Source organism: Rummeliibacillus pycnus, assembly GCF_044359855.1.
GTDB lineage: Bacteria > Bacillota > Bacilli > Bacillales_A > Planococcaceae > Rummeliibacillus > Rummeliibacillus pycnus_A.
The window spans coordinates 599,009-622,708 of record NZ_CP132291.1 but is presented as its reverse complement, the minus strand read 5'-3'; the positions used below and the strand labels follow the sequence as shown (position 1 = coordinate 622,708).

Here is a 23,700-nt window from a genome sequence, read left to right as displayed (position 1 = left end):
TGTAGCATAGTTTTGTTTAATTGTTAGATTTTTCAAATTGATAGTAGATAAAACAATGCAAAAAAAGTAAATCTTGCTAAGGGCCACTTTCATATAAAAGTGGCCCTTAGAATTTAGAATAGTACTCCTTGTCCTTCCATGAAAATAGCTTAAATATCTCGACAATCTACGATAATTGTTGAAGGAGCTTCAGTTGGATTTTCAGGATCAAAGAAGAATGCACAGCAATCTTTTCTGTCAAAGAAAATAAATATGACATTGGGTTTATTAGGAAGGGTATTAGTGAACTTGAAGTATATTGTGCAGGTTCAGGTGGTAAATATGGATGAAAAGAATTTCATTACAAAAGAATCCCTAACCTTTTGAATAAAGATTGTTCAAAAGGTTAGGGATAAATTATTCCATGTCACCTAATTTATAAAAAACTTGAAATTTCGGAAGGCGAATCGTACATTAGAGATCTCTTAATTTGCAATTAATAATATAATAAATAAGAAGAATATAGGCAAACCTACAAGTAAAGATAGTATAGATATAGCGTTCTTAATTTTTATATCATCTTTAAAGATTTTCTCGGCAATTTTATAAATAATTAACCCAATGAATCCACCAGCTAAATTTAAAATAATATCATCAACATCTGTTGCTCCTAAAGCAAAGATATATTGAACCACTTCAATAAATAAGCTCAATAAGAAAATATAAAATAGGTTTTTAGTGATAGATTTTGAGGCATTATGGAGTATCAAATAGATGCCGGCTGGAATGAACATTAAAATATTTCCCCAAATGTTCATATCAATGATTCTTGTACCACCAATCCCGTTATCAACCATAATAAAGTTTCTAATTGACTCAAATGGTATTAAATTAACACTTCTAATGCTATCTCTACTTATAAAAACTGTATCAACTAATAAAAATATGTAGAAAAATAGTATAGCCCAGTAAGTAATATTTAAGAATTTTTTCATCATTTATCGACCTTTCATTTCCTTAGATTTATCTCAAGTGTATACAAGATATCTTAAGGAAATGTAAGGATAATTCTTAAGAAACTCTTAAACTTCTCCGTGAAAGTTCATGAACTGAAAGTACGAACAGAATACATGAATGAAATTAAAAGAAAAATATTTGAAATCAGTAAGAATGATTGAAGTTTCCAATAGTGATAATTCATTTATGAAATGATTTACTGAACATTTCGAGGGTTATACACTATATGAAAAAGAGCAAAACTTGAAAGAATCAAACATCTGCTCAAATTCTCTTAGCAATGTAACAGGGATGTTGTATTTACGAGAAATATCAATATCCTTATTGTACGATAGTTCAAGAAATTGACTGTCCATCCTGATGATTTTTTTAAGTCGCTAACATTTGTACTATAAAAGTAAGGGGTAAAATCGTTTTTTAGTGCCTTTTCTGAATGTAATTGAAATACGATAGACAATTTTGATAAGACTGTTTATTGTATTCTTCTAAGTCATAAAGTACACTCGAAATATAGTCAACACCGTGTTTAGTGAAAGGATGATGAAGATGACGGTTTCAGTAGAAATCACCAAAGTAAATAAGCATTTTCATAAACATGTAGTTTTAAATGATATTAGTTTAACAGTTCAAAAGGGGAAAATCTTTGGCATGATTGGACCTTCTGGTTGTGGCAAAACGACATTAATTAAAGTGATGGTAGGGATGTTAAAGCCAGATAGTGGTAGAGTAACCGTTTTAGATAAACCAGTACCTCAATTTGAACTTTTAGAAAAAATAGGGTATATGGCACAATCTGATGCACTTTATTCAGATTTAACTGGTTATGAAAATCTCCAATTCTTTGCTAAATTATTTGGATTCCCTAAAAAACAAAGAGACCAACAAATTGCTTATGCTGCAGAAGTTGTGCAATTAACAGATGATTTAAAAAGAAAAGTTCTAGATTACTCAGGCGGGATGAAACGTCGATTATCGTTAGCTATTGCGCTTATACAAAATCCAGAAATATTAATTTTAGACGAACCAACTGTAGGGATTGACCCTGCATTGAAGAAAATAATTTGGCAAGAACTTGAAAGACTTCGCGATGAAGAACAAAAAACAATATTCATCACAACCCATGTGATGGACGAAGCCGAAAAATGTGATGAGTTGGCCTTAATGCGAGAGGGTAAAATCATTGCACAAGGTATGCCGGTAGAATTAAAAACACAATTTAAAGCAGATAATTTTGATGATGTATTCCTAAAAGCAGGGGGGCATCTATCATGAGACTTTTAGCATTAGTAACTAGGATTATTCAACAAATGATTCGTGATAAGCGAACAATGGCATTGCTATTTTTGGCACCTTTACTTGTGTTAAGTTTAATGTACTTTATTTTTAATTCAGACGAAGTGGATACTACATTAGGTGTTGTGAATGTAAATGAAAAAATCGTGAAAACAATTGAGAAGTCTGATATAAAAGTTAAAACATATGATGAATTAACAAACAAAATGGCAATAGATGATAAACTGGATGGCTGGTTGAAGGTTGAAGATGGCAAGCTTTCACTTACATTACAAAATGATCAACCAAGTCGTGCAAAAGCACTTCAATTAAAGCTAAAACAAGCACTTTCTGGTCAACCACAGCAGTCCACTCCAATTTCTATCGATTATGTTTATGGTGGCAAAGATACGGTATTATTTGATGTGATCAGTCCAATTTTAGTAAGCTTTTTCGTTTTCTTCTTTGTTTTTTTAATCGCAGGAATTGCGTTATTAAAAGAACGTACGACAGGAACTCTAGAAAGATTGCTTTCAACTCCAATAAGACGATATGAAGTAGTTTTAGGATATTTAATGGGGTATGGTATTTTTGCTATTATACAAACCTTAATCGTCGTTTTTTATGCAGTAAATGTATTAGATGTTGTACTTGTTGGCTCTATTTGGAATGTACTCTTGATTAATTTATGTTTAGCTTTAGTTGCATTGTCACTTGGGATTCTATTATCTAGTTTTGCAACTTCAGAGTTTCAAATGGTGCAATTTATTCCTTTAGTAATCATCCCACAAGTATTCTTTACCGGATTATTTCCGATGGATGGTATGGCAGATTGGCTTGTTAATATCGGACGAATCATGCCACTATATTATGCATCAGATGCGATTACTGGGGTCATGTACAAAGGATATGGCTTTAGTGATATCGGAATCGATTTATCGGTATTATTAGGTTTTGCATTGGTATTTATCGTGTTAAATATATTCTCATTGAAAAAATACCGCTCATTATAAGAAATCATTTATAAAATATTGACAATTAGCTTAATCTGTTGCATTCTTATATGTAATATTAAGCGTAAGTGAAGATTAGTACGTGTGTCACTTCTGTAAAAGAGAGCGATGTTCACCGGCTGAAAGGCATTGCAACAGAACCATGCTGAACCTACTTCATAGCTCCTAGCAAAACTAGGCGCAGTCTCAAGCGTTATGAGGAATGAGTGGAATATCAAAATTGGTATTCAACTAAGGTGGTACCACGAAGAGTAACCCTTTTCGTCCTTAATTTTAAGGATGAAAAGGGTTTTTTTAATCGTGTTTTTGGGCTCTAACTAACTGTTGGGGTATTCATATAATTTAGCAAAAATCAATAGAAAAGTATAGGTGAATGCCCAGACACTCCTGCCGAAAAACTGACAGTCAGTCGGCGGAAAGGGAGGGCAGGCACCGGAAAACTCACAGATTGAAGTTTCACTTTATTGGAGGAAATGATATGGAAAAGAAACGAATTGTTGTGAAAATTGGTAGTAGCTCTCTAACTAATTCCAAAGGGGAGATTGATCAGCTAAAATTTCATGATCATATACGAGCAATTGCTAAATTGAAACAAGTAGGACATGAAGTTGTTCTCGTTTCTTCGGGAGCAGTAGCTTGTGGATTCCGTAAACTTGGATATTCTTCAAGACCCGTAACTTTAAAAGGAAAACAAGCAGCTGCAGCAGTAGGTCAAAGCTTACTTGTGCAATCTTATACAGAGCAGTTAAGTGAATACGACATTGTGACTGCACAGATTTTATTGACAAGAACCGATTTTTCCAAAAAAGATCGTTACAAAAATGCCTATGCAACACTGTCTGAATTGTTAGAACGCTCAGTTTTACCAATTATCAATGAAAATGACACAGTTTCAGTTAAAGAATTAACCTTTGGTGATAACGATATGCTATCTGCATTAGTAAGTGGATTAGTACATGCAGATCAACTTATTATCTTAACGGATATTAATGGTCTTTATAATGCGAATCCAAAAAAAAATCCAGATGCAATACGTTTCAATCGATTAATTGAAATTACAGATGAGTTACTTGGTTTTGCAACAGCAGAAGGCTCAAAAGTAGGTACTGGTGGCATGCAATCAAAGCTTCTTGCGGCCAAAACTGCCTATGATTTAGGGGTTAAAGTTTTCATAGGTCGAGGTACAGGGGAAGATAAGCTATTATCCATTTTAAATGGCGATGGGGATGGAACTTATATCGAAAAAGATGAGTTACCAATATTGAATAGTCAAAAACAATGGATTTCAATATTCTCAGCTGTTGCAGGTAGAATTACGATTGACAAAGGTGCAGAAGTTGCGTTGATTAATCACGGGAAAAGTCTTTTACCTGCAGGTGTTATTGGCTTAAAAGGCGAATTTTCTACAGGAGATGTTGTTGAAGTTTATGGCACACAAGGCCTTTTAGGTAGAGGAGAAGTGCTTTATTCTTCAGAACAGTTGGAACAATCAATGGGGAAAAGAACAAGCGAAATTGAAACGCAATCGATAGAAGTGATTCATCGTGATCGTTGGGTTCAAATATAAGGAGGAATTAGTATGACGGAAGTTTTAGAAAAAGGTAAATTAGCTAAGAAAGCAAGCTATGAGATGAATCAAAAGTCAACAAAAGAAAAAAACGAAGCATTACAGTTGATTGCTAAGCAATTACTAATGGATAAAGAAACAATTCAAAGAGAGAATGAAAAAGATATTATCTCTGGTAAAGAAAAAGGACTTTCTCCATCAGTTTTGGACCGAATTTTACTTACAGAAGACAGAATAAATGGAATTGCTGAAGCCATTGAATTAGTAGTAAGCTTACAAGATCCAGTAGGGGAAGTTCTTGAAAATATTACAAAAGAAAATGGCCTACATATCGAAAAAAGACGTGTTCCGATTGGGGTAATAGGGATGATTTATGAAGCCCGACCTAATGTAACAGTCGATGCGGCAACACTTGCACTGAAAACTGGCAATGCTGTTATTCTACGCGGTAGTTCATCTGCAAAATTTTCAAATATAGCTCTAGTCGATTCGATCCATAAAGCATTAAGTAAATCAGCATTACCTATTAATGCAGTACAACTTATTGAAAATACAAGTCACGAAGTTGCTGAAGAACTATTTCATTTAAAAGAATACTTAGATGTATTAATCCCTCGAGGTGGCAAGAATTTAATTGATAACGTTGTATCAAAAGCTACGGTGCCTGTGCTTGAAACCGGGGCGGGGAATTGCCATATCTTCATTGATGAAACGGCAAATTTACAAATGACAAAAGATATTGTTCTAAATGCTAAAACACAGCGTCCATCAGTCTGTAATGCTGCTGAGAGTCTGTTGATTCATGAAAATTGGTATTCAGCTTATGGAAAAGAATTAGTAGAAACATTGCTTAAAGCGGGCATCACAATTTTTGGAGATGACACCGTTCAAGAAGCCGATCAAAATGTCCAAAAAGCAACAGAAGAAGATTGGGCAACAGAATATTTAGCATTAACGTTAAGTGCCAAAATTGTTAAGAATATCGACGAAGCGATTGAGCATATACATCAATATGGAACAAAACATTCAGAAGCAATTATTACTGAAAATCTAGAAAATGCAAGTGGCTTCCAAACAGGAGTAGATGCAGCAGCGGTTTATCATAATGCTTCCACTCGTTTTACCGATGGATTTGAATTTGGCTATGGAGCAGAAATAGGAATTAGTACACAAAAACTACATGCAAGAGGTCCTATGGGCTTACCTGCATTGACGTCTAGTAAATATTATATATCAGGAAATGGACAAATTCGTGAATAATAGGGAAATATAGGTCTTAAAGTTCTATTAAATGATTGATATTATTGTATAATAAAATTACTTAAAAGAGAAAGTAGTGACCAATAATGGCAACAGCATCACACACAGTAGAAGTTCAAGTACCACAAAAAGAAGTATGGGATTTCGTAAGTCAAATGGAGAAATGGGCAACACTAGTACCCGGATATCGTGAACACCAAATTTTAAATGACAAACAATCTACATGGACATTTGCTGGTAATGTTGGTGTATTAAAAAAAGAAGTGAAAGTACAAATTGATATTATCGGCTGGGAAGAACCTTCTAAAATTAGTTTCGAACTAACTGGACTATCTGATAAATTCTCAGGAACGGGTTATTTCGAAGACGTGGCATTAGATGCAAATAAAACGCAAATGACAGGACATTTAGAAGTAAAAGCAGGGGGTCTTGCTGCACCAGTTTTAAATCCACTTTTCACGGCAGTACTTCCTAAAGCAACAAGCGTATTAACTAATCGTGTTGCCAATAAAATTCAATTGGTTCATGCTTAATTTGACTATCTAAGTACAATTCGATAAAAATTATCACCTACTTGATAGGTAACTCAAACTGTAAACAAACTCGAAGAATTTTGAGCTTGTTTACAGTTTTTTTCTTTTACAATAAATATTTAATAAACGAATCAATTTCATAAATGGGCATTGTCATATGCCATATCTATTAGAACGTTGTCTATGGAGCGGCATACTAAGAATACTATCCAAATTATTGAGTTGTTTATTTAGAAAATATTCGTATATTTTTACTAGAAAAGCATTTATGAAAATGACTCTAATAAGACATTTGGTTTCCACTTCGGACAGCCGTATTCCACGGTCTGAGCAGAGTCGCTTACTTAAAGTAGGTATCTTTTATTTGTTTTAGGCAATATTATTCGATATAGTTTGGGTAAGGAAAATGGTATATAAGACAGGAGTAAACACATGAATAGTTATTATTATGTACATCCAAATACGATAAAAGAAACACCCATTATAGAGATTCAAAATGAACAAAAAGAAAAAGTTTTTACATGTCAACGAATTTATAGTAACTCTTTAAAACGTGTGTTTGACAAACTATTAGAAAATAAATATTTTTTAACATATAAAACTTATAATCTTGATCAACAAGAGCTTTTTACTTGTAGGAAGATATCTAGAAAAGGCAAAGTTTATTATGAAGTTATAGATGAACAAAAGAATGAAAAATATACGCTTGCTTACGATGGTTGGCAACAGATGATTCCAGATTTAATTATAACGAAAGGCAATTTTTTGATGAAGATACATAAAGAAATGGAAGATTGGTCTTCATTTCTAGTGAATGACACGGTGGTTGCGAGATGGAGAGCAAACTTGCAAAACGATTCCTTTCATATTGAGTTACAAATTGAAGAAGAAGCACCGATTACAAATCCTGCTTTTTATATTGCTGTTAGCCAGTGTGTTTTATATATAGGGGGATAGGGAACAAAATAAAAAAGGTTCCTAATGAGGAACCTCCAGCTAAATTTGATAAGTTTTTGTATCTGAAATGATTTTGAAGTAAATGCCTTTAACATCTTTTGTTACGGATTCTTTTAATGTTTCTAAGTTAACTAATTCGCTAGAACCAACATACTCCGCAAGTTCATCCATCAAACGTTCAAAAGAATCTGTAAATAATTTTCGTATATTATCAAAATCTAAGTTTCTAAAGCTACCATCTATTTGAAAAGCTTCTATTGAATTCATTTGTTTTGAAGCACCAGCAAAACGATCATCATAAACTGTATAACTTTCATCAGTAAGTGCAATAATAAATAATTCTTCCCCAGTTGTTGTACGTAGTTCAATATGGTTTTTATGTTTTTTGACGTCGACGATAATATGTATACCTTCTGCATGTCGAATGTTAAATAATGTCAAATTAATTCCTCCTTAGAAAAATAGAATAGCTACTTACTCTATGTAGGATAACATAACTTTTAAAGAATTTTCTTGAAATAATACAAATTTCACCAAGAATACAAAAGATAGAATTTTATAAATATACCAATAGAAGTGATAGGGAAAATATGTATATGAAAAGTCAATATATAAATATAGGAAAATGCTAAGAAATTCATGTTTTTGTTCATGTTTTCACATAAAATGTTCAAATTTGATGGAAACTATTTAAAGAAAGGTGTATTATTCATTTGTAGGCTTATAAAAGTGGATATATTCCACAATTTATAGGATAGAGGTAAAATATAGATCGTCAAAATGACACTCGCAATAAGATTGGTATACGAGCACTTTTTGAAGTAAAGTGAGCGTTGAAAAAGATGATTACAGGCATGCTTGGCCAAGATTATCGAACTAATGTAATGTCGAAAGATGATCAAGTATCACAATTATTTGTATTTTCAAATAATAAGTAAATAGTTATTGCAAAGGAGAATTGGATATGTCAGAAACGACTAATCAATTACAAGCTGAACAACCAGCTGTAAGCCAAGAAAAACTTGATGTATTAGATCAATTATTAAAACCTGAGGTGCAAGAGTCTATTACAGCATTGGTAAACGAATTACCAAAGTTGACAGAAATGGTGTCAACTATAACAAAGGTATATGATATAGCACAATCTCTTTCAACAGACAGTGTGTTAAAAAACGATATCGTTGGTGCTGTAGGAGAAATGGCAACTCCAGTTGTAAATTCAGCTAAAAGTTTAGCTGCAACAGCTATTGAAGCAAAAGATCGTGCTGCTGAAAGCACTGAAACTATTGGTCTTTTTGGTGTACTCCGTTTACTAAAAGATCCACAAGTACAACAATTATTCCGTTTCGCTAATGCTTTTCTTCAAGTGAACGAAGAACATAAACAAGTAAAATAGTCTTTACATCAATACTGATTATGGAGGATTAATTATGTCAAAAAAAATCATCATTTTAGGCGCAGGTTATGGCGGCGTTTTAACTGCACTAAAATTCCGTGAATATGCAACTAAAGATGACGCAGAAGTAACTGTAGTCAACCAATTCCCAACACACCAAATCATCACTGAACTTCACCGTTTAGCTGGTGGTACTATTAAAGAACAAGCTATTTCATTCCCATTAGAAAAACTCTTCAAAGGAAAAGATATTGATCTTCACATTTCTAAAGTAAAAGAAATCTCACCAGATAACAAATTTGTTAAATTAGAAGATGGATCATCTCTATCTTATGATGTTCTTGTAGTGGCTTTAGGAAGCCAAACTGGATATTTCGGTATCCCTGGACTAGAAGAAAACAGTATGGTACTTAAATCTGTTAACGAAGCAAACCAAATCAATGCTCATATCGAAGCTAAAATAAAAGCATATGCTGAAACAAAAGATCCTGCTGACGGCACAATTGTAATCGGCGGTGGCGGCTTAACTGGTATCGAACTTGTTGGTGAAATCATCGACAACATGCCGAAAGTTGCAGAAAAATACGGCGTTGACTTCAGCGAATTCAAAGTTAAATTGGTAGAAGCAGGTCCAAAAATTCTTCCTGTATTACCAGATACTTTAATTGTACGTGCTACTGAATCATTAGCTAAACGTGGCGTAGAATTCTTAACTGGTCTACCTGTTACAGCTGTTGATGGTAACAAAATCTCACTTAAAGATGGTCAAGTAATCGAAGCAAACACATTTGTTTGGACTGGTGGCGTTGCAGCACTTCCTGTAGTTGCTGAATCAGGTTTAGAAGTAAACCGTGGTAAAGCAACAATCAACGAATTTTTACAATCTACATCTCACTCAGATGTATTCGTTGTAGGTGACGCTTCAGTTTTAATTCCTGAAGAAGGTGCACGTCCATTATATGCTCCAACTGCTCAAGTAGCATGGCAAATGGGCGAAACAGCAGGATATAACCTGTTCGCACAATTAAAAGGCCAACCAATGAAAGAATTCAGTGCAGTTAACTCTGGTACACTTGCATCTCTTGGACGCAAAGATGGTGTAGCAACAGTCGGAGAAAACAATACTGAACTTAAAGGTTTACCAGCTTCATTGATGAAAGAAGCAAGTAACATTCGTTACTTATCACACATCAAAGCATTATACGGTTTAGCATACTAGGCCGATAATTTTAAAAAGCCGACTTCCTAAGAGAGGGAGTCGGCTTTTTTGTAGCCAATATGAAATCAGCCTTACTATTATTTTGTTTAGTTCACAAAGCAAAAAAGAGCCACTAAAACGGCAGCCAGGATTATAACGTACCTTCAGTTCATTAAAAACAAAACATTATATTTCACACTCAAATACATTGAACGAACTTCCTTCACCATATCCGTTAATGACTTCGTGAACTAATACATCACTAAATCCGTTTGTCAGGAGTAAATGCTTAAATTCTTCTAATTCATAAAGACGAATAGGGAAATCCATAGTTTCTATTTTCGCTAACTGCTTACCTTGAACTGATTGATATTTCAACTCAATATTTAATACCTTAGATTCCTGATCATAGTTCATTTTTTTATATTCAATAATCATATGATCATCAAATTGTTTCCTATTCGTTTCAATCCAATCAGGAACTTCTTTAACTTCTGTATTTTTTATCATAACAGTCAAAAGTAGTTTTCCATCTGGATTTAAAACAGACTTTAAATTTTGAAGGCTGTCGTACACTAATTTATCAGGTAAAAGTGAGAAGGAACCGAAAGGGACTATAATTAAATCATAATTTTTATTGCTCTTAAATTCCTCTATATTTTCAAGAAAAACTATTGGATTCAGACCTAGTTTTTTTCCTTTTTCTTCACATACATTCAGCATCTCTTTTGAGATGTCAAAGCCCTCGATATCAATCCCTCTTTGTAGAAAAGGAATAAGCATTCTACCATTGCCACACATAGGTTCTAAAACTTTCATATTATTATCTTTAACGAAAGATAGATAAAAATCCAGCTCTACTCCCATCGCAATGGATTTATCACTTTCATAAATTTTTGTACAAAGTTCCCCATAGTAATCCATCTTCTATTCACCTCATGAAACATTATTTACTTAATAGAAATTCTATATACTTATTGTATAATCCTGCTCTTTTAGTGAAATAAGAAATCCTGTTAGCTTTAGAGTTAACAGGATTTCTTGTAACTTTATATTAAATCACAAGTCGAGCGAAAGACGGCAAGTCCTCGAATATGCATTCGCATTTCTTTCGTTCAATAAATATTAATAATAAAATTTTGTATACAATTTTTGTTGAAGTGGAATCAGCGAAAATTCTTTTTGCTCCAGGAGCAAAAAGAATTTTCTGCGACGAGTAATCGCAGGAGCAATCTTTGCCTGCGGGAAAGCGAGCCAGAGAGACCCCACAGCGAGATTCTCTCTGCGACGAAGCTAGAGAAGCGATGCGGGAGCAGGAGCACAAGCGAGGAGGCTCGCCGGTTCGCCCGCAGAATGCGAAGTTGATTCCACTTCATGTTATAGTAGATTTATACTATAAAAATTAGAGGTAAATTCGTTTTTCAGTGCTCGAAAATGGATTTATGAAGTTGATTAATCTTAATATATATTTTGAAAGTAAACGGGCTGTAAAATTTGTCAACAGTCTGAAATGAATGTTAATCATTATATTTAACCAATCTGTTTCTCAATATCCTGAAGAATATTTTCTAAGGGAATTACCACACCTTTATCATCTTTAAACATAATATGCTTAGGTTGAAAGTGAACGGGTGAATCTATTCCAGCAGCTGCTGAGATTCGAAATAAACCTATTCGAAGAGTAACAAGATAATTCGCAACGCGATATTTCTTTTCATCAATCACAAGTGCCTTTTGTAAATCAGGGTCGGTTGTAGCTACACCAACAGGACAAGTATTTGAATTGCATCGCATCGCTTGAATACATCCGAGGGAAATCATGAATCCACGTGCTATATTGACTAAATCAGCTCCCATAGCAATAGCTATTGCAATTCGGTCTGGAGTGAACATTTTACCAGAAGCAATAATCTTAACTCGATCTCGTACGCCATATTTTTGAAGCGTAGCTACTACAATAGGTAAAGCGGATCTAATTGGTAAACCTACACTATCAATTAATTCTTGATAAGAAGCGCCTGTTCCGCCTTCACCACCATCCACAGTTATAAAGTCAGGACCTTTCCCAGATTCCTTCATATATTTTGCCAATTCTTTAATACTGTCATTTCCGCCTACAGCAATCTTCATGCCAACAGGTTTTCCAGTATGTGAACGAATTTTTTCAATGAATTCACACATAGTTACTACATCACTAAACTGATGAAATCGATTTGGACTATCTACGGATTTATACGGTTCTACTTTGCGGATTTCTGCCACTTCAGGTGTAACTTTTTCAGCATCAATATGACCACCGCGTGTTTTTGCACCTTGAGCTAGTTTGATTTCAAATGCCTTAATTTCTGGAATTTCACTTTTTCTTTTTAATTCGTCCCAATCAACTTCACCATTTTTGTCACGTATACCGAACAATCCAGGACCAATCTGCATGATGACATCTACTCCACCTTTTAAGTGATAGGGAGATAGACCGCCTTCCCCGGTATTCATCCAAGTACCCTTTGCTAAACTTAATCCTTCTGATAAAGCCGTAATTGCATGATTACCCAATGATCCATAACTCATTGCGGACATACCAATAAGGCCTTTCACTTTAAAAGGATATTTTGTGTTTGGACCAATCACAATCGCATCATCATCATGCAATAAATAGGCAGATGATTCTTCTTCTTCCCATTTTTCTTCTCTTTGAAAAAAGAGCGAATCTTTCACTAAAATATATCTTTTGGAATCTACCTTCGTTTCATTATCCATTTTTATTTCCTCTGTTAGTTTAGGAAACATATCATTTCGAACATAAAAACCTTCTTCTTCATAATTACGTTTTGATCCAAAGGCTACCACTTCACGCATATATTTAGCACCTTTTACTATATGCTCGTAGTCTACACGGGAAAATGGTTTCCCTTCAAGATCTGCGTCAAACCAATATTGACGAAATTCAGGACCGATTTTTTCAAAAAAGTAGCGCATTCTACCGAGCGCAGGATAATTTCTTAAAATAGCATGACGCTTTTGATTTCGATCAAATGTAATTATATAAACTAGAAATAAAACAATAGCTATAATAGCCAGTACAGTCAAAGTAAAAACAATAATAATTAACCAATCAGCGATATTCATCAAATTCCTCCTAAGAATATTTATACCTATTTGGTTTTAATCTTCTCGAAAAAACTTACATTTATTCAGATGGTGAAATAACCAAAATACATAATTTTTGATTAACACGCCATCATAAAAGGAAGATTGCAATTTTAAGTTCTAAGTCTATCAATGAATTAAAAATCGTCAGAACAACAAAATGATTAGCTTAAAACTTAAATGAAGGAGGAAATGACTTGAAGGCATCGGATTTGTTTGTGCGTTGTTTAGAAAATGAAGGAGTTAAGTACATTTTTGGAATTCCTGGTGAAGAAAATACAGATCTTGTTGATTCGCTCATTGGATCTAATATCGAATTTATCATAGTACATCACGAACAAGCAGCTGCTTTCATGGCAGATGTATATGGTCGTTTAACTGGGAAACCGGGTGTTTGCTTAGCTACATTAGGACCTGGTGCGACTAATCTTTTGACTGGAATTGGAGATGCATATCTTGATTATTCACCTGTTGTTGCAATTACAGGACAAGCAGGTCTAGAACGTATTCATAAGCAATCACATCAATATATAGACATTATTGGTATGTTTAATGAAGTAACGAAATGGAACCAGCAAATTCGAGTACCACAAACCATTCCAGAAATAATACGAAAAGCATTTAAAACTGCTCTTCTTGATAAACCGGGTGCTGTTCATATTGAACTTCCAGAAAATATAGCGATGATGGATACAGAGGGGGAACCACTACCAGTTACCCCAATGCCAATTTCTTGTCCAGCTGAAGAGCAAATTCGTAAGGCAGCAAAACTGATCAATCAAGCGAAAAGACCTCTAATTTTGGCTGGTAATGGAGTAATACGAGATGGGGCTACAGAAGAACTTCGAAAATTTGCCGAAGCGATGCAAATACCAGTTGTTAATACATTTATGGCAAAAGGAGTTTTACCTTCTGATCATCCGCTAACTTTATATACAGTTGGGATGCAATCAAAAGACTATGTGCTTTGCGGCTTTGATTCTGCAGATGTCATTATTACTGTTGGATATGATATTGTCGAGTATTTACCAAAATATTGGAATGATCAAGTTATGAATCCCATTGTTCATATCGATACCATGCCTGCAGAAGTCGATGCCTATTACCCGCTTGAAGCTGAATTAGTCGGTGATGTAAAAAAAACATTGGAAGCATTAAGCCCGCTAGTGAAAGAAAAAGAGCTTTGGTCAGAGGTAAAACGTTTAAAAGAACAATTAGATGAAAAACTGCATGCTTATGGTGAAGTAGAAGGAAGCCCAATTATTCCACAGCGAATAATAGCGGATATAAAAAAGGCAGAAAAAGGAGAAGCGATTATTATTTCGGATGTCGGTGCCCATAAACTATGGGTTGCCCGTATGTATCAACCTGAAAAACCGAATCATACAATCATTTCAAACGGCTTTGCTTCAATGGGGATTGCCGTACCTGGAGCAATTGCAGCCAAGCTAGCCCATCCAAAAAAGCCAGTCATTGCGATTACCGGTGATGGTGGTTTTCTCATGAATGGTGTGGAGTTAGCCACTGCCAAACGTCTTGGCCTTGCCATAGTGATTGTTATCTTTCACGATTCAAAGTTTGGTTTAATCGAGTGGAAACAGCTCAATAAATTTAATCGATCGAATGCAATAGAATTTGAAGATCCAGATTTTATAGAGTTTGCAAAAAGCTTTGGAGCAAAGGGCATAAAAGTTATGCATTCAGAGGATTTACTCCCAGCTCTAAAAGAAGCAATAAAAAGTTCAGAAATTGTATTAATTGATGTGGATGTTGATTATTCAGAGAATATCAAACTGTCTAAAATGCTTGGTGACTATATTTGTAATTTGTAAGGTGCTGTAAAGAATATCGAATCATACTAATATTTATGCTTAATAATTCGAATCATACTAATATTTATGTTTAATAAATGGAGGTACACTGAGAAATGAAACAAAAATGGCAATTATGGATCGGTGGAAAATGGCGAGAGGCAAAAACATACGAACCATTATTTAATCCTCATACAAATGAGGAATTAACCCAAATCGGACAGGCTGAACCTGCAGACGCCGTCGAAGCAGTTGTAGAGGCACATGTTGCTTTTCAAAACTTTAGAACTTTTCCAGCACATGCTCGAGCAAAAATATTAGCAAGAGCTGCGACGATAATGGAAGAACGAAGCGAAGAATATGCTAAGATTATTTCTTTGGAATCTGCTAAAACAATACGTAATGCTCGTGAAGAAATCAATCGAACAGTACAAACATATCGTTTTGCAGCAGAAGCCGCAAAAAATAATTATGGCGAACAAATTCCGATGGATGCAGCAGAAGGTGGAGAGAAGCGTTTTGGATTTACAATAAGAACACCAATTGGGGTAGTGACTGCTATTACGCCTTTTAATTTCCCGTTTAATCTTGTGGCGCATAAGGTTGGACCAGCAATTGCTGCAGGCAATTCGATCGTGTTAAAACCCGCTGAACAAACACCACTCAGTGCTTTAGCTCTTGCTGAAATTTTTAAAGAGGCTGGCCTTCCGGATGGGGTCTTGAACATTATTCCTGGAAAAGGCGATGTATTAAGTGAAGTGTTAACGACTCATCCCCATGTCAAAAAAGTGACGTTTACAGGTAGTGTAGAAGTTGGTCATATAATCCAACAACAAGCAGGGTTCCGTAAATTGACTCTTGAACTAGGATCTAATTCTCCTTTTATAATTGATGAAGGTGTGGATATTGACAAAGTCATTGACCGAAGTGTTTTGGGGTCTTTTTCAAACAATGGTCAAGTTTGTATCTCGATTCAGAGAATCTATGTACAACAATCGTTGTATAAACAATTTTTAGAACGATTTGTAAGTAGGACAAAACAACTTGTAATTGGTTCACCATTGGATGAAAAGACAAATATCACGGCAGTTATCTCGAAAAAATCTTTAGATCGATTAAAAACTTGGTTAGAGGAAGCAGTACAAGAGGGCGCAAAAATTGAGTGCGGCGGAAATGTAGAAGGGAATGTATTATACCCAACTGTTTTAACAAATGTAAATCGAGATTCTAAAGTATTTCGTTTTGAAGTCTTTGGGCCAGTTGTTTGTATTTTCCCATTTACTACATTAGATGAAGCTATCAAGGATGCAAATGATTCACGTTATGGCTTAAATTCAGGTGTGATGACTCCAAGTATCGAAAGGGCATTTTATGTAGCCGAACGACTTGAAACTGGAGGAGTCATTGTAAATGATATTCCGACTTATCGAAACGACAATATGCCTTATGGTGGATGGAAAGACAGTGGTGTTGGTAGAGAAGGGGTAAAATATGCCATGAATGAGATGATGGAACAAAAGTTTATTAGCTTTAAAACAGGGGATTAACTTTATTTTACCCTCCAATAACGAACAGTAAGCCCCACATAACAAGATTGAGCGAAGCTGAGCGGATGGGCGGGGAAAACGGCCCGTAATGAAGAGAAGTCTCCACTGATGGAAGTTTCACTTTATAACATAAAGAAAATTAACCCTTGATTTACTGATAACATAAATATACTATTATTATGGAATTAAATATTCTGCTGTAAAGCGGAAGAGGTTCTAGCTACCCTCTTTAAAAAACTAAGAAAAAACAGTACTCTTTCTTAGAGTGCTGTTTTTTTGCAATAAAGGAGTAATTGCAGAAATGAAAAAAGAAAAAGCTGTTATCGTGTTTAGTGGTGGTCAGGATAGTACAACATGTTTGTTCTGGGCACTCGAAAAGTTTGATGAAGTTGAGGTAGTAACGTTTGATTATGATCAACGACACAGACTAGAAATTGAATGTGCGCAAAATATTGCCAAAGAACTTGGTGTAAAGCATCATATTCTGGATATGTCACTTCTTAATCAATTGGCTCCAAATGCATTGACTCGTTGTGATATAGAAGTGAAAGAAGGAGAAGATGGGGAACTACCTTCGACCTTTGTGCCGGGACGCAATTTACTGTTTCTTTCATTTGCGGGAGTACTTGCAAGACAAATTGGTGCTAAACATATTGTCACAGGTGTCTGTGAAACAGATTTCAGCGGCTATCCTGATTGTCGGGATATGTTTATAAAATCTTTAAATGTCACTTTAAACTTAGCAATGGATGATTCCTTTGTTATTGATACACCACTAATGTGGTTAAACAAAGCAGAAACTTGGGCTCTTGCAGATCAATTAGGTGCTTTTGACTTTGTTCGTGAAAAAACCTTAACCTGTTATAATGGCATCATCGCAGATGGCTGTGGTGAATGTCCTGCGTGCAAGTTAAGGCAGAAAGGTCTTTCGGAATACATAAGTGTTCGAAAGGAGTCTTAAGAAATGTATGGATTTAAAATTGTCGATCATCTTCAAAAGATTGATGAAGATATAAAGCGAGATCAATTAAAATACCATGCTAAACGAGTACTTGTAAGTAAGGAATTTACTTTTGATGCAGCTCATCATCTACATTGTTATGAGGGAAAGTGTAAAAACCTGCATGGTCACACATATAGAGTAATATTTGGCTTAAGTGGTTATACAGATGAACGTGGTTTAATAATCGATTTTGGTGATATAAAAAATATTTGGAAAGAAAAAATTGAAATCTATTTGGATCATCGATATTTGAATGAAACGCTTCCTTTAATGAATACTACAGCTGAAAACATGGTTGTTTGGATATATGAAAAAATGGCAGAAGCTTTGCTGGAGGAGCAATCCCTTGAAGGAGCTCGTGTAGAATTTGTCCGCCTTTACGAAACTCCTACAAGTTTTGCTGAAGCAAGACGGGAGTGGATGGAAGTTGAGTAAAATTCCTGTTTTAGAAATCTTCGGCCCCACTATTCAAGGTGAAGGCATGGTTATTGGCCAAAAGACAATGTTTGTTCGTACGGCTGGTTGTGATTATTCCTGTTCCTGGTGTGATTCTGCTTTTACATGGGATGGTAGTGGGAAAGATCAAATTATACAAATGACAGCTGAAGAAATATGGAATGAGCTGAAACGCATTGGTGGAGATGGTTTTTCTTTTGTGACTATTTCGGGAGGTAACCCAGCATTATTGAAAAACCTAGATCGTTTAGTATCTCTATTAAAAGAAAAAGAGATACAAATTGGTGTCGAAACACAGGGGAGCAGATGGCAGGAATGGTTTTATGAAATAGATGAACTAACCATTTCCCCTAAACCACCTAGCTCTGGTATGAAAACAAATTTCGCTATTCTCGATGACATATTAGCGAAGCTTAATGACAGTGAGAACGGTCAACATGTGTCGCTAAAGATTGTTATCTTTAATGATGAAGATTTTGAGTATGGGAAACGGGTACACCATCGTTATCCAAATGTACCTTTCTATTTTCAAGTTGGAAATGATGATATAACCACGACTGATGATTCGAAGCTTATAAAAAAACTTTTACAAAAGTATGAATGGCTAATTGAAAAAGTCATTTCCGATCAGGAGCTGACAAATGTAAAAGTGCTTCCGCAATTGCATACGTATATTTGGGGGAATAAAAGAGGGGTATAATTGATCCTATTTTAGGTTGGTCGATCATTACGATTAAATAGATATAGATATAGATATACTAGCGTGCTGATTAGGATAAATTAGGATGAATATTTTTCTGTAATCTTCCTTTCAAGATGCTTGTGTCTAATTGTTTTTTGATTGTAGCGGAGGATTGCTCGACTCCCGCGGGAAAAGCGTGGCAGCTGAGACCCTGCACGAAGCGTAGCGAAGGAAGCGGCTCAGCGCACGCCCGCAGGAAAGCGAGCAATCCGTAGCGGGTATCAGTTGATTATATATTTTAATAGATGAATCAATTTCATTAAAGCTTTTCTAGTTATAAGATATAGAGTAAAAAAGAGTTCGATCAAATGTACTATGTTCCTGTTTTTAGGATAACATTCGAATTTTGAAATTGATTCTGATTCGATGAAAAAAACTGGTTAGGATAAGCCCACAGAAAATTATTTTTTCTGTGGGTTTTGTCGTTATTGTAGCTATTGTAGCTATTGATGATGTTCAATCATTTTACCTATGCTACACTTGTTTTGAAGGAGTGTTTGAAGTGAATGTTTTGAAGTTATTGAGTGGGCTTTTAGGTGCTACATTATTAATGTGTTATGACTTTTATAAAGAGTGGCCCATATGGCAATCACTTCCCAAGTGGACTTGGGTTGTTGTAGGATTTGCTTTATTAATTTTTAGCGTGTATGCACCAGCCTCCAAAGATAAAATGCTACATTTTTATGTAGAAGTTGCTGTTATGGTGTACTTAGTATTATTAATTATTTTCTTACCATATTTAGGAGGACAATCAGCTGTTGGATTCAGTATGAAAGAGCCATTTTTCTGGATAGTCATTTTAGTAACAGTTTGGCAACTAAATTCGTATCGAAAACGAATAACAAATGAAGCAAAGGACAATAAAAAGAAATGAAACATAAAGTAGTAATTTTAGATTATTCTTTTCACGGACCTATTACATGTTTTATTAAAGTTCAAGGATTTGATGGATCAAATGATCAACCTTTTGATGGAATGATTCGAATGGTAGACGGAGTTCCCTATGGAGATTTGATAAAAGAGGGGAAAAGTAGTTTATCATCTAATTGTATTCAATTTGTTAAAGCATATATTTATGAACAATATGAGAAAGGTTTTTTCTCGTAATAATAACAAAATAATCGAAATTGTTTAAATTTTAGTATTTTTTTACGAATCTATAGTTAATTTATAAAATGTATATCTTTTTAACCAATAATAATATACGATGAAAAAGTACTAGGAAATATTATTATGGGGTGAAAATATGTCTATAAGAAATAAGCTAATTGCAGGATTTAGTGCATCGATTTTAATTACCATAATTGCATGCATAGTTATTTTCAGTCAACTAACAAAGATTGATCATCAATACTACTCGACAATAAATAGTGGATTACCTCAAATCAATTCTGCAACAAAAATTGAAAATTTATCTTTACAAAAAGGTGTATTAATTAGATCTTATCTTTTAGGAAATAAAGATTCTTTAGATACATTAATGAATACTAGAAAAGAATTAAATGACGAAATCGATCATTTAAGTAAGCAATTAAAAAGACAAAAAACAAAAGATTTGATAGCACAAGTTTCTACTGAGATTGATAATTATGATCATATTGCAGATCAAATTATTGAATTAAATCAAAATGGGAAAAGTAAAGAAGCATTTCAGCTTACAAATACAGAAGGTGCTGCTGAATTAAAAAAAGCAACAGATAATACACGAGAACTATCAGATTATATAAAAACCTTATTTAAACAAGCTGAAAACCAATCAGAAACTATGGCTAATACAGCGTTCACTCTTGCGGTCATCATCATCATTATCGCGATTATGATAGGCGTGTTTATTTTAGTTTATATGAACCGGATTATTGCAAAACCTTTAGCGAAACTAAATCAATCTGTTAATGTTATTGCTGGAGGAGATTTAACTGAGCCTGCAATTCAAATCCATTCAAAGGATGAAGTAGGGGAGCTTGCAAAATCATTTAATACAATGAAAGAATCGTTAAAAGGATTGATTTCTTCATTAGCAATTAGTTCAGAACACTTGAGTGCATCAGCAGAAGAGTTGTCCGCATCAACCCAAGAAGTTTCTGCTTCATCAATCGAAGTTTCACAAAATCTTGAAAGTACAGTTCAAACCGCAGAATCTACTACATATGCAGCAAAAGAAAGTGCAATTGCTATGGATGAAACAGCTTCAGGTGTTCAAAAAATAGCAGAGTCTGCTCAAAGTTTACATAGTTCTGCAAGTGATACATCAGATATTGCCAATATTGGTCAAGAGAAAATTTCAAATGCAGAGCAACAAATGATGCTTATTCATTCTTCGACAAAAAATACTACAGATTTAATACAATCATTAAGTAAACAATCTGAAGAAATTGGGAATATATTAAAGGTCATTACAGATATAACTGAACAAACGAATTTACTAGCTTTAAATGCTGCAATTGAAGCAGCTAGAGCTGGAGAGCATGGAAAAGGTTTTGCAGTAGTTGCCGACGAAGTACGGAAATTAGCGGAGCAGTCAAAACTATCAGCAAGTCAAATTGAATCACTAACGGTTGAAATTCAGCATGATACAAAAAATGTAGAAAAAGCAATTCTAGATAATTTGGATACTGTTGAAGATGGGGTGCATCTTATCCAAGATGCAGGGGAATCATTTGAAAATATTGTTCAAGCAGTTGACAGTATGAAAGCTGAAATTGAAGATGTGTCTGCAATTACCGAAGAAATATCTGCTGCTGCAGAGCAAGTGGCGGCATCTGTAACTGAAATAGCAACTTCTACTGGCAACGCTACTGAACAAATGGAATTAATATCATCTAATTTACACCAAGTTACAGCAACTATTGAAGAAATCGCTTCAGTTTCAAATGCATTAACAAATGGAGCAGTTGAACAAAATGAATTAGTTCAAAAGTTTAAAGTATAACATGAAAATCCTAGTATAAAGTTATTATACTAGGATTTTTGCATTATATTATATTTTTTGTTACAGATGAATATCTATTAATTAGTAAAATGATACTAATACCATTTTCTGAAAATTAATGCTATTATAATATTACATTTACATAAATAGTGATAAATTAACTATGATGGGGGATGTGTATATGTCTGTACAAAGAAAAATAAGTCTAGGATTTATTATTTTGTTTGTCTTTATCTTGATTTTAATGGGGTATAATAACAATCGTATGAACAGCGTTGTTGATTCTTTTAATCACGTAATCGATACGAACATAAAGAATATTGATTTGGTCAATAACGTGAAATCTGATCTAGCAACTGAAGGGTTGTATTTGAGAGGGTTCATAATTGATGATAATGCTTCAAATAAACAAAAATTACTTGTTTATCAAGAAAAGTTATCTAAATCGGTTGAAGAACTTCAAAAAAATGCAGACTCCAAAAAAATGAAAGATTACTCAGCAATAATGAGTGATTTAATGACAAATTATAGTAAAGTAATCACTAATGTAGTCCAGCTTAAAGAAGAAGGCAATAATGATGATGCGGTATCACAATTGACGAGTGCAGAATCAGCTAATCATGACATGATGAGTATGATTGCATCTGCCGAAAAATATCAGCAAGATGAGTTAAATGCTGCACATGAAAATGTAGATCATATAGCTCAAGTAGCAAAAGTTGTAGCAATTATCATTGCGATTGTTGGAATGATTACAGCACTATTATTTATCAATCGAGTTAAACGAGTAGTTGTCAAACCATTACTGAAAGTCGTAGAAGGAGCGAAACAAATTGCTTCTGGAAATTTAATTCAAGAGGATATACTAATAAAATCAAAAGATGAATTAGGGGTATTAGCTTCATCCTTCAATGAGATGAAAAAGAATTTACAAACGATTATTATTCATATTGGAGAAGGGTCTCGTCAATTATCTGCATCAATTGAAGAACTTTCAGCATCTACTGAAGAAATTTCAAATGCTGCTGATGAAGTATCAAATAGTGTTGAAGAGACATCCCAAGGCGCAAGTGATTCAGCAGAAATTGCAAAAGATGCAGTTACCGCTATGCATGAAACATCGACTGGGGTACAACGAATAGCAGAGGCTTCGCATTCATTATTTAAACAAGCAAAACAAGCGACTGAACTTGCAGATAATGGTGGCAAAATTCTACAAGTTGCAAAAGGACAAGTTCAATTAATTTCGGAATCTACCAATCAAACAAATGAACTAATCATTCGTCTAAAAAAACAAGCAACAGAAATACAAGTAATGACGAAAGAAATAACAGATATTTCGGAACAAACAAATTTATTGGCGTTAAATGCAGCAATTGAAGCAGCAAGAGCAGGTGAACATGGAAAAGGTTTTGCAGTGGTTGCAGATGAAGTGCGTAAACTAGCTGAACAATCTAAAAATTCAGCAGAACAAATTGTTAAGTTAACAAATACAATTCAGACAGATACAGAAGTCGTAGCAAAATCAGTTACTAATAGTTTGAAGAATGTGGAGGAAGGCGTATATGTCATAACAAATGCATCCGATTCATTTGGTCACATTGTCAATTCTGTTGAAGATATGACAAGTAGATTAGAGGATGTTACAGCTACTTCTGAACAACTTTCTGCAGCAACAGAAGAAGTAACAGCATCAGTTGAAGAAATCGCAAATCATTCACAATTATCAGCTCAAGCAACTAATAATATCTCTGGTTCTGTTGAAGAACAAAATGCCACTTTACAAGAAATGAATAGTGTTGTCCAAGAATTAAGTAAGCAATCAGTTGAGTTACAAGAATTAACACAACAGTTTAAAGTGTAATAACACAAA

21 protein-coding genes and 1 riboswitch are annotated in these 23,700 nt (G+C 34.4%); of the genes, 17 read left to right on the top strand and 4 right to left on the bottom strand.

The genetic code is table 11. From position 1 onward, the window contains the following. Positions 1–464: 464 nt before the first annotated feature. Positions 465–974 (bottom strand): VanZ family protein, encoded by a 510-nt coding sequence (locus Q8X41_RS02995; protein ID WP_397538782.1) that lies wholly within the window; start codon positions 972–974, stop codon positions 465–467. Between the two features lie 568 nt (positions 975–1,542). Here Q8X41_RS02995 and Q8X41_RS02990 point away from each other — a divergent pair. From Q8X41_RS02990 to Q8X41_RS02965, 6 genes are all read left to right on the top strand, one after another. Further along, entirely contained in the window at positions 1,543–2,268 is a 726-nt protein-coding gene (locus Q8X41_RS02990) for an ABC transporter ATP-binding protein (protein ID WP_397538781.1), read from the top strand. After that, positions 2,265–3,281, top strand: coding sequence for an ABC transporter permease (locus Q8X41_RS02985; protein ID WP_397538780.1), 1,017 nt, complete (start codon positions 2,265–2,267; stop codon positions 3,279–3,281). The genes Q8X41_RS02990 and Q8X41_RS02985 overlap by 4 nt, the downstream gene beginning before the upstream one ends. Positions 3,282–3,759: 478 nt before the next feature. Continuing rightward, positions 3,760–4,848 (top strand): glutamate 5-kinase, encoded by a 1,089-nt coding sequence (gene proB / locus Q8X41_RS02980; RefSeq protein ID WP_397538779.1) that lies wholly within the window; start codon positions 3,760–3,762, stop codon positions 4,846–4,848. 12 nt (positions 4,849–4,860) lie between these two features. Continuing rightward, positions 4,861–6,108, top strand: a complete 1,248-nt coding sequence (locus tag Q8X41_RS02975; RefSeq protein ID WP_397538778.1) for a glutamate-5-semialdehyde dehydrogenase — start codon at positions 4,861–4,863, stop codon at positions 6,106–6,108. Between the two features lie 86 nt (positions 6,109–6,194). Beyond that, the gene (locus Q8X41_RS02970) at positions 6,195–6,641 is read left to right on the top strand and encodes a CoxG family protein (RefSeq protein WP_397538777.1); all 447 of its coding nucleotides are present in this window, start codon (positions 6,195–6,197) and stop codon (positions 6,639–6,641) included. A gap of 432 nt (positions 6,642–7,073) precedes the next feature. Further along, positions 7,074–7,598: a hypothetical protein gene (locus tag Q8X41_RS02965; RefSeq protein ID WP_397538776.1), complete on the top strand. Its 525-nt coding sequence runs from the start codon at positions 7,074–7,076 to the stop codon at positions 7,596–7,598. Between the two features lie 39 nt (positions 7,599–7,637). Here Q8X41_RS02965 and Q8X41_RS02960 read toward each other — a convergent pair whose 3' ends face one another. Next, positions 7,638–8,039, bottom strand: coding sequence for a hypothetical protein (locus Q8X41_RS02960; RefSeq protein ID WP_397538775.1), 402 nt, complete (start codon positions 8,037–8,039; stop codon positions 7,638–7,640). Positions 8,040–8,562: 523 nt separating this feature from the next. Here Q8X41_RS02960 and Q8X41_RS02955 point away from each other — a divergent pair. Together Q8X41_RS02955 and Q8X41_RS02950 are read left to right on the top strand one after the other, a co-directional pair. Then, entirely contained in the window at positions 8,563–8,994 is a 432-nt protein-coding gene (locus Q8X41_RS02955) for a DUF1641 domain-containing protein (protein WP_397538774.1), read from the top strand. A 34-nt stretch (positions 8,995–9,028) separates the two neighbouring features. Continuing rightward, positions 9,029–10,213, top strand: coding sequence for an NAD(P)/FAD-dependent oxidoreductase (locus tag Q8X41_RS02950; protein WP_397538773.1), 1,185 nt, complete (start codon positions 9,029–9,031; stop codon positions 10,211–10,213). Positions 10,214–10,378: 165 nt separating this feature from the next. On the opposite strand, the gene Q8X41_RS02945 is transcribed toward Q8X41_RS02950, so the two are convergent. Both Q8X41_RS02945 and Q8X41_RS02940 read right to left on the bottom strand, forming a co-directional pair. Next, the gene (locus tag Q8X41_RS02945) at positions 10,379–11,116 is read right to left on the bottom strand and encodes a class I SAM-dependent methyltransferase (protein WP_397538772.1); all 738 of its coding nucleotides are present in this window, start codon (positions 11,114–11,116) and stop codon (positions 10,379–10,381) included. Positions 11,117–11,722: 606 nt separating this feature from the next. Continuing rightward, positions 11,723–13,318 carry an FMN-binding glutamate synthase family protein gene (locus Q8X41_RS02940; protein WP_397538771.1) on the bottom strand — a complete coding sequence of 532 codons (1,596 nt, stop codon included), beginning with the start codon at positions 13,316–13,318 and terminating at the stop codon, positions 11,723–11,725. A gap of 218 nt (positions 13,319–13,536) precedes the next feature. On the opposite strand from Q8X41_RS02940, the gene Q8X41_RS02935 reads away from it, so the two are divergent. The 9 genes from Q8X41_RS02935 (at position 13,537) to Q8X41_RS02895 (ending at position 23,691) form a co-directional block, all read left to right on the top strand. After that, positions 13,537–15,171: an acetolactate synthase large subunit gene (locus Q8X41_RS02935; RefSeq protein WP_397538770.1), complete on the top strand. Its 1,635-nt coding sequence runs from the start codon at positions 13,537–13,539 to the stop codon at positions 15,169–15,171. 95 nt (positions 15,172–15,266) lie between these two features. Beyond that, a complete protein-coding gene (locus tag Q8X41_RS02930) occupies positions 15,267–16,697 on the top strand; it encodes an aldehyde dehydrogenase family protein (protein ID WP_397538769.1) in 1,431 nt (476 codons plus the stop codon). A gap of 204 nt (positions 16,698–16,901) precedes the next feature. Next, positions 16,902–16,944, top strand: a riboswitch (PreQ1 riboswitch). A gap of 54 nt (positions 16,945–16,998) precedes the next feature. After that, on the top strand, positions 16,999–17,658 hold the full coding sequence (gene queC / locus Q8X41_RS02925) for a 7-cyano-7-deazaguanine synthase QueC (protein ID WP_397538768.1): 660 nt from the start codon (positions 16,999–17,001) through the stop codon (positions 17,656–17,658). A gap of 3 nt (positions 17,659–17,661) precedes the next feature. After that, positions 17,662–18,135, top strand: a complete 474-nt coding sequence (queD, locus tag Q8X41_RS02920) for a 6-carboxytetrahydropterin synthase QueD (RefSeq protein WP_397538767.1) — start codon at positions 17,662–17,664, stop codon at positions 18,133–18,135. Further along, positions 18,128–18,856 (top strand): 7-carboxy-7-deazaguanine synthase QueE, encoded by a 729-nt coding sequence (gene queE, locus Q8X41_RS02915; RefSeq protein WP_397538766.1) that lies wholly within the window; start codon positions 18,128–18,130, stop codon positions 18,854–18,856. The genes queD and queE overlap by 8 nt, the downstream gene beginning before the upstream one ends. A 544-nt stretch (positions 18,857–19,400) precedes the next feature. After that, positions 19,401–19,772, top strand: coding sequence for a hypothetical protein (locus Q8X41_RS02910; protein WP_397538765.1), 372 nt, complete (start codon positions 19,401–19,403; stop codon positions 19,770–19,772). Continuing rightward, positions 19,769–20,005 (top strand): hypothetical protein, encoded by a 237-nt coding sequence (locus Q8X41_RS02905; RefSeq protein ID WP_397538764.1) that lies wholly within the window; start codon positions 19,769–19,771, stop codon positions 20,003–20,005. Before Q8X41_RS02910 ends, Q8X41_RS02905 begins: the two co-directional genes overlap by 4 nt. Positions 20,006–20,144: 139 nt before the next feature. Further along, entirely contained in the window at positions 20,145–21,827 is a 1,683-nt protein-coding gene (locus Q8X41_RS02900; RefSeq protein ID WP_397538763.1) for a methyl-accepting chemotaxis protein, read from the top strand. A gap of 181 nt (positions 21,828–22,008) precedes the next feature. Beyond that, entirely contained in the window at positions 22,009–23,691 is a 1,683-nt protein-coding gene (locus Q8X41_RS02895) for a methyl-accepting chemotaxis protein (RefSeq protein WP_397538762.1), read from the top strand. Positions 23,692–23,700 lie beyond the last annotated feature (9 nt).

Excerpts from the sequence above, each read along its gene's own strand:
- Q8X41_RS02995 (WP_397538782.1), bottom strand. The coding sequence starts at position 974 with ATGAAAAAATTCTTAAATATTACTTACTGGGCTATACTATTTTTCTAC.
- Q8X41_RS02990 (WP_397538781.1), top strand. The coding sequence starts at position 1,543 with ATGACGGTTTCAGTAGAAATCACCAAAGTAAATAAGCATTTTCATAAA.
- Q8X41_RS02985 (WP_397538780.1), top strand. The coding sequence starts at position 2,265 with ATGAGACTTTTAGCATTAGTAACTAGGATTATTCAACAAATGATTCGT.
- proB (WP_397538779.1), top strand. The coding sequence starts at position 3,760 with ATGGAAAAGAAACGAATTGTTGTGAAAATTGGTAGTAGCTCTCTAACT.
- Q8X41_RS02975 (WP_397538778.1), top strand. The coding sequence starts at position 4,861 with ATGACGGAAGTTTTAGAAAAAGGTAAATTAGCTAAGAAAGCAAGCTAT.
- Q8X41_RS02970 (WP_397538777.1), top strand. The coding sequence starts at position 6,195 with ATGGCAACAGCATCACACACAGTAGAAGTTCAAGTACCACAAAAAGAA.
- Q8X41_RS02965 (WP_397538776.1), top strand. The coding sequence starts at position 7,074 with ATGAATAGTTATTATTATGTACATCCAAATACGATAAAAGAAACACCC.
- Q8X41_RS02955 (WP_397538774.1), top strand. The coding sequence starts at position 8,563 with ATGTCAGAAACGACTAATCAATTACAAGCTGAACAACCAGCTGTAAGC.
- Q8X41_RS02950 (WP_397538773.1), top strand. The coding sequence starts at position 9,029 with ATGTCAAAAAAAATCATCATTTTAGGCGCAGGTTATGGCGGCGTTTTA.
- Q8X41_RS02945 (WP_397538772.1), bottom strand. The coding sequence starts at position 11,116 with ATGGATTACTATGGGGAACTTTGTACAAAAATTTATGAAAGTGATAAA.
- Q8X41_RS02940 (WP_397538771.1), bottom strand. The coding sequence starts at position 13,318 with ATGAATATCGCTGATTGGTTAATTATTATTGTTTTTACTTTGACTGTA.
- Q8X41_RS02930 (WP_397538769.1), top strand. The coding sequence starts at position 15,267 with ATGAAACAAAAATGGCAATTATGGATCGGTGGAAAATGGCGAGAGGCA.
- queC (WP_397538768.1), top strand. The coding sequence starts at position 16,999 with ATGAAAAAAGAAAAAGCTGTTATCGTGTTTAGTGGTGGTCAGGATAGT.
- queD (WP_397538767.1), top strand. The coding sequence starts at position 17,662 with ATGTATGGATTTAAAATTGTCGATCATCTTCAAAAGATTGATGAAGAT.
- Q8X41_RS02905 (WP_397538764.1), top strand. The coding sequence starts at position 19,769 with ATGAAACATAAAGTAGTAATTTTAGATTATTCTTTTCACGGACCTATT.
- Q8X41_RS02900 (WP_397538763.1), top strand. The coding sequence starts at position 20,145 with ATGTCTATAAGAAATAAGCTAATTGCAGGATTTAGTGCATCGATTTTA.
- Q8X41_RS02895 (WP_397538762.1), top strand. The coding sequence starts at position 22,009 with ATGTCTGTACAAAGAAAAATAAGTCTAGGATTTATTATTTTGTTTGTC.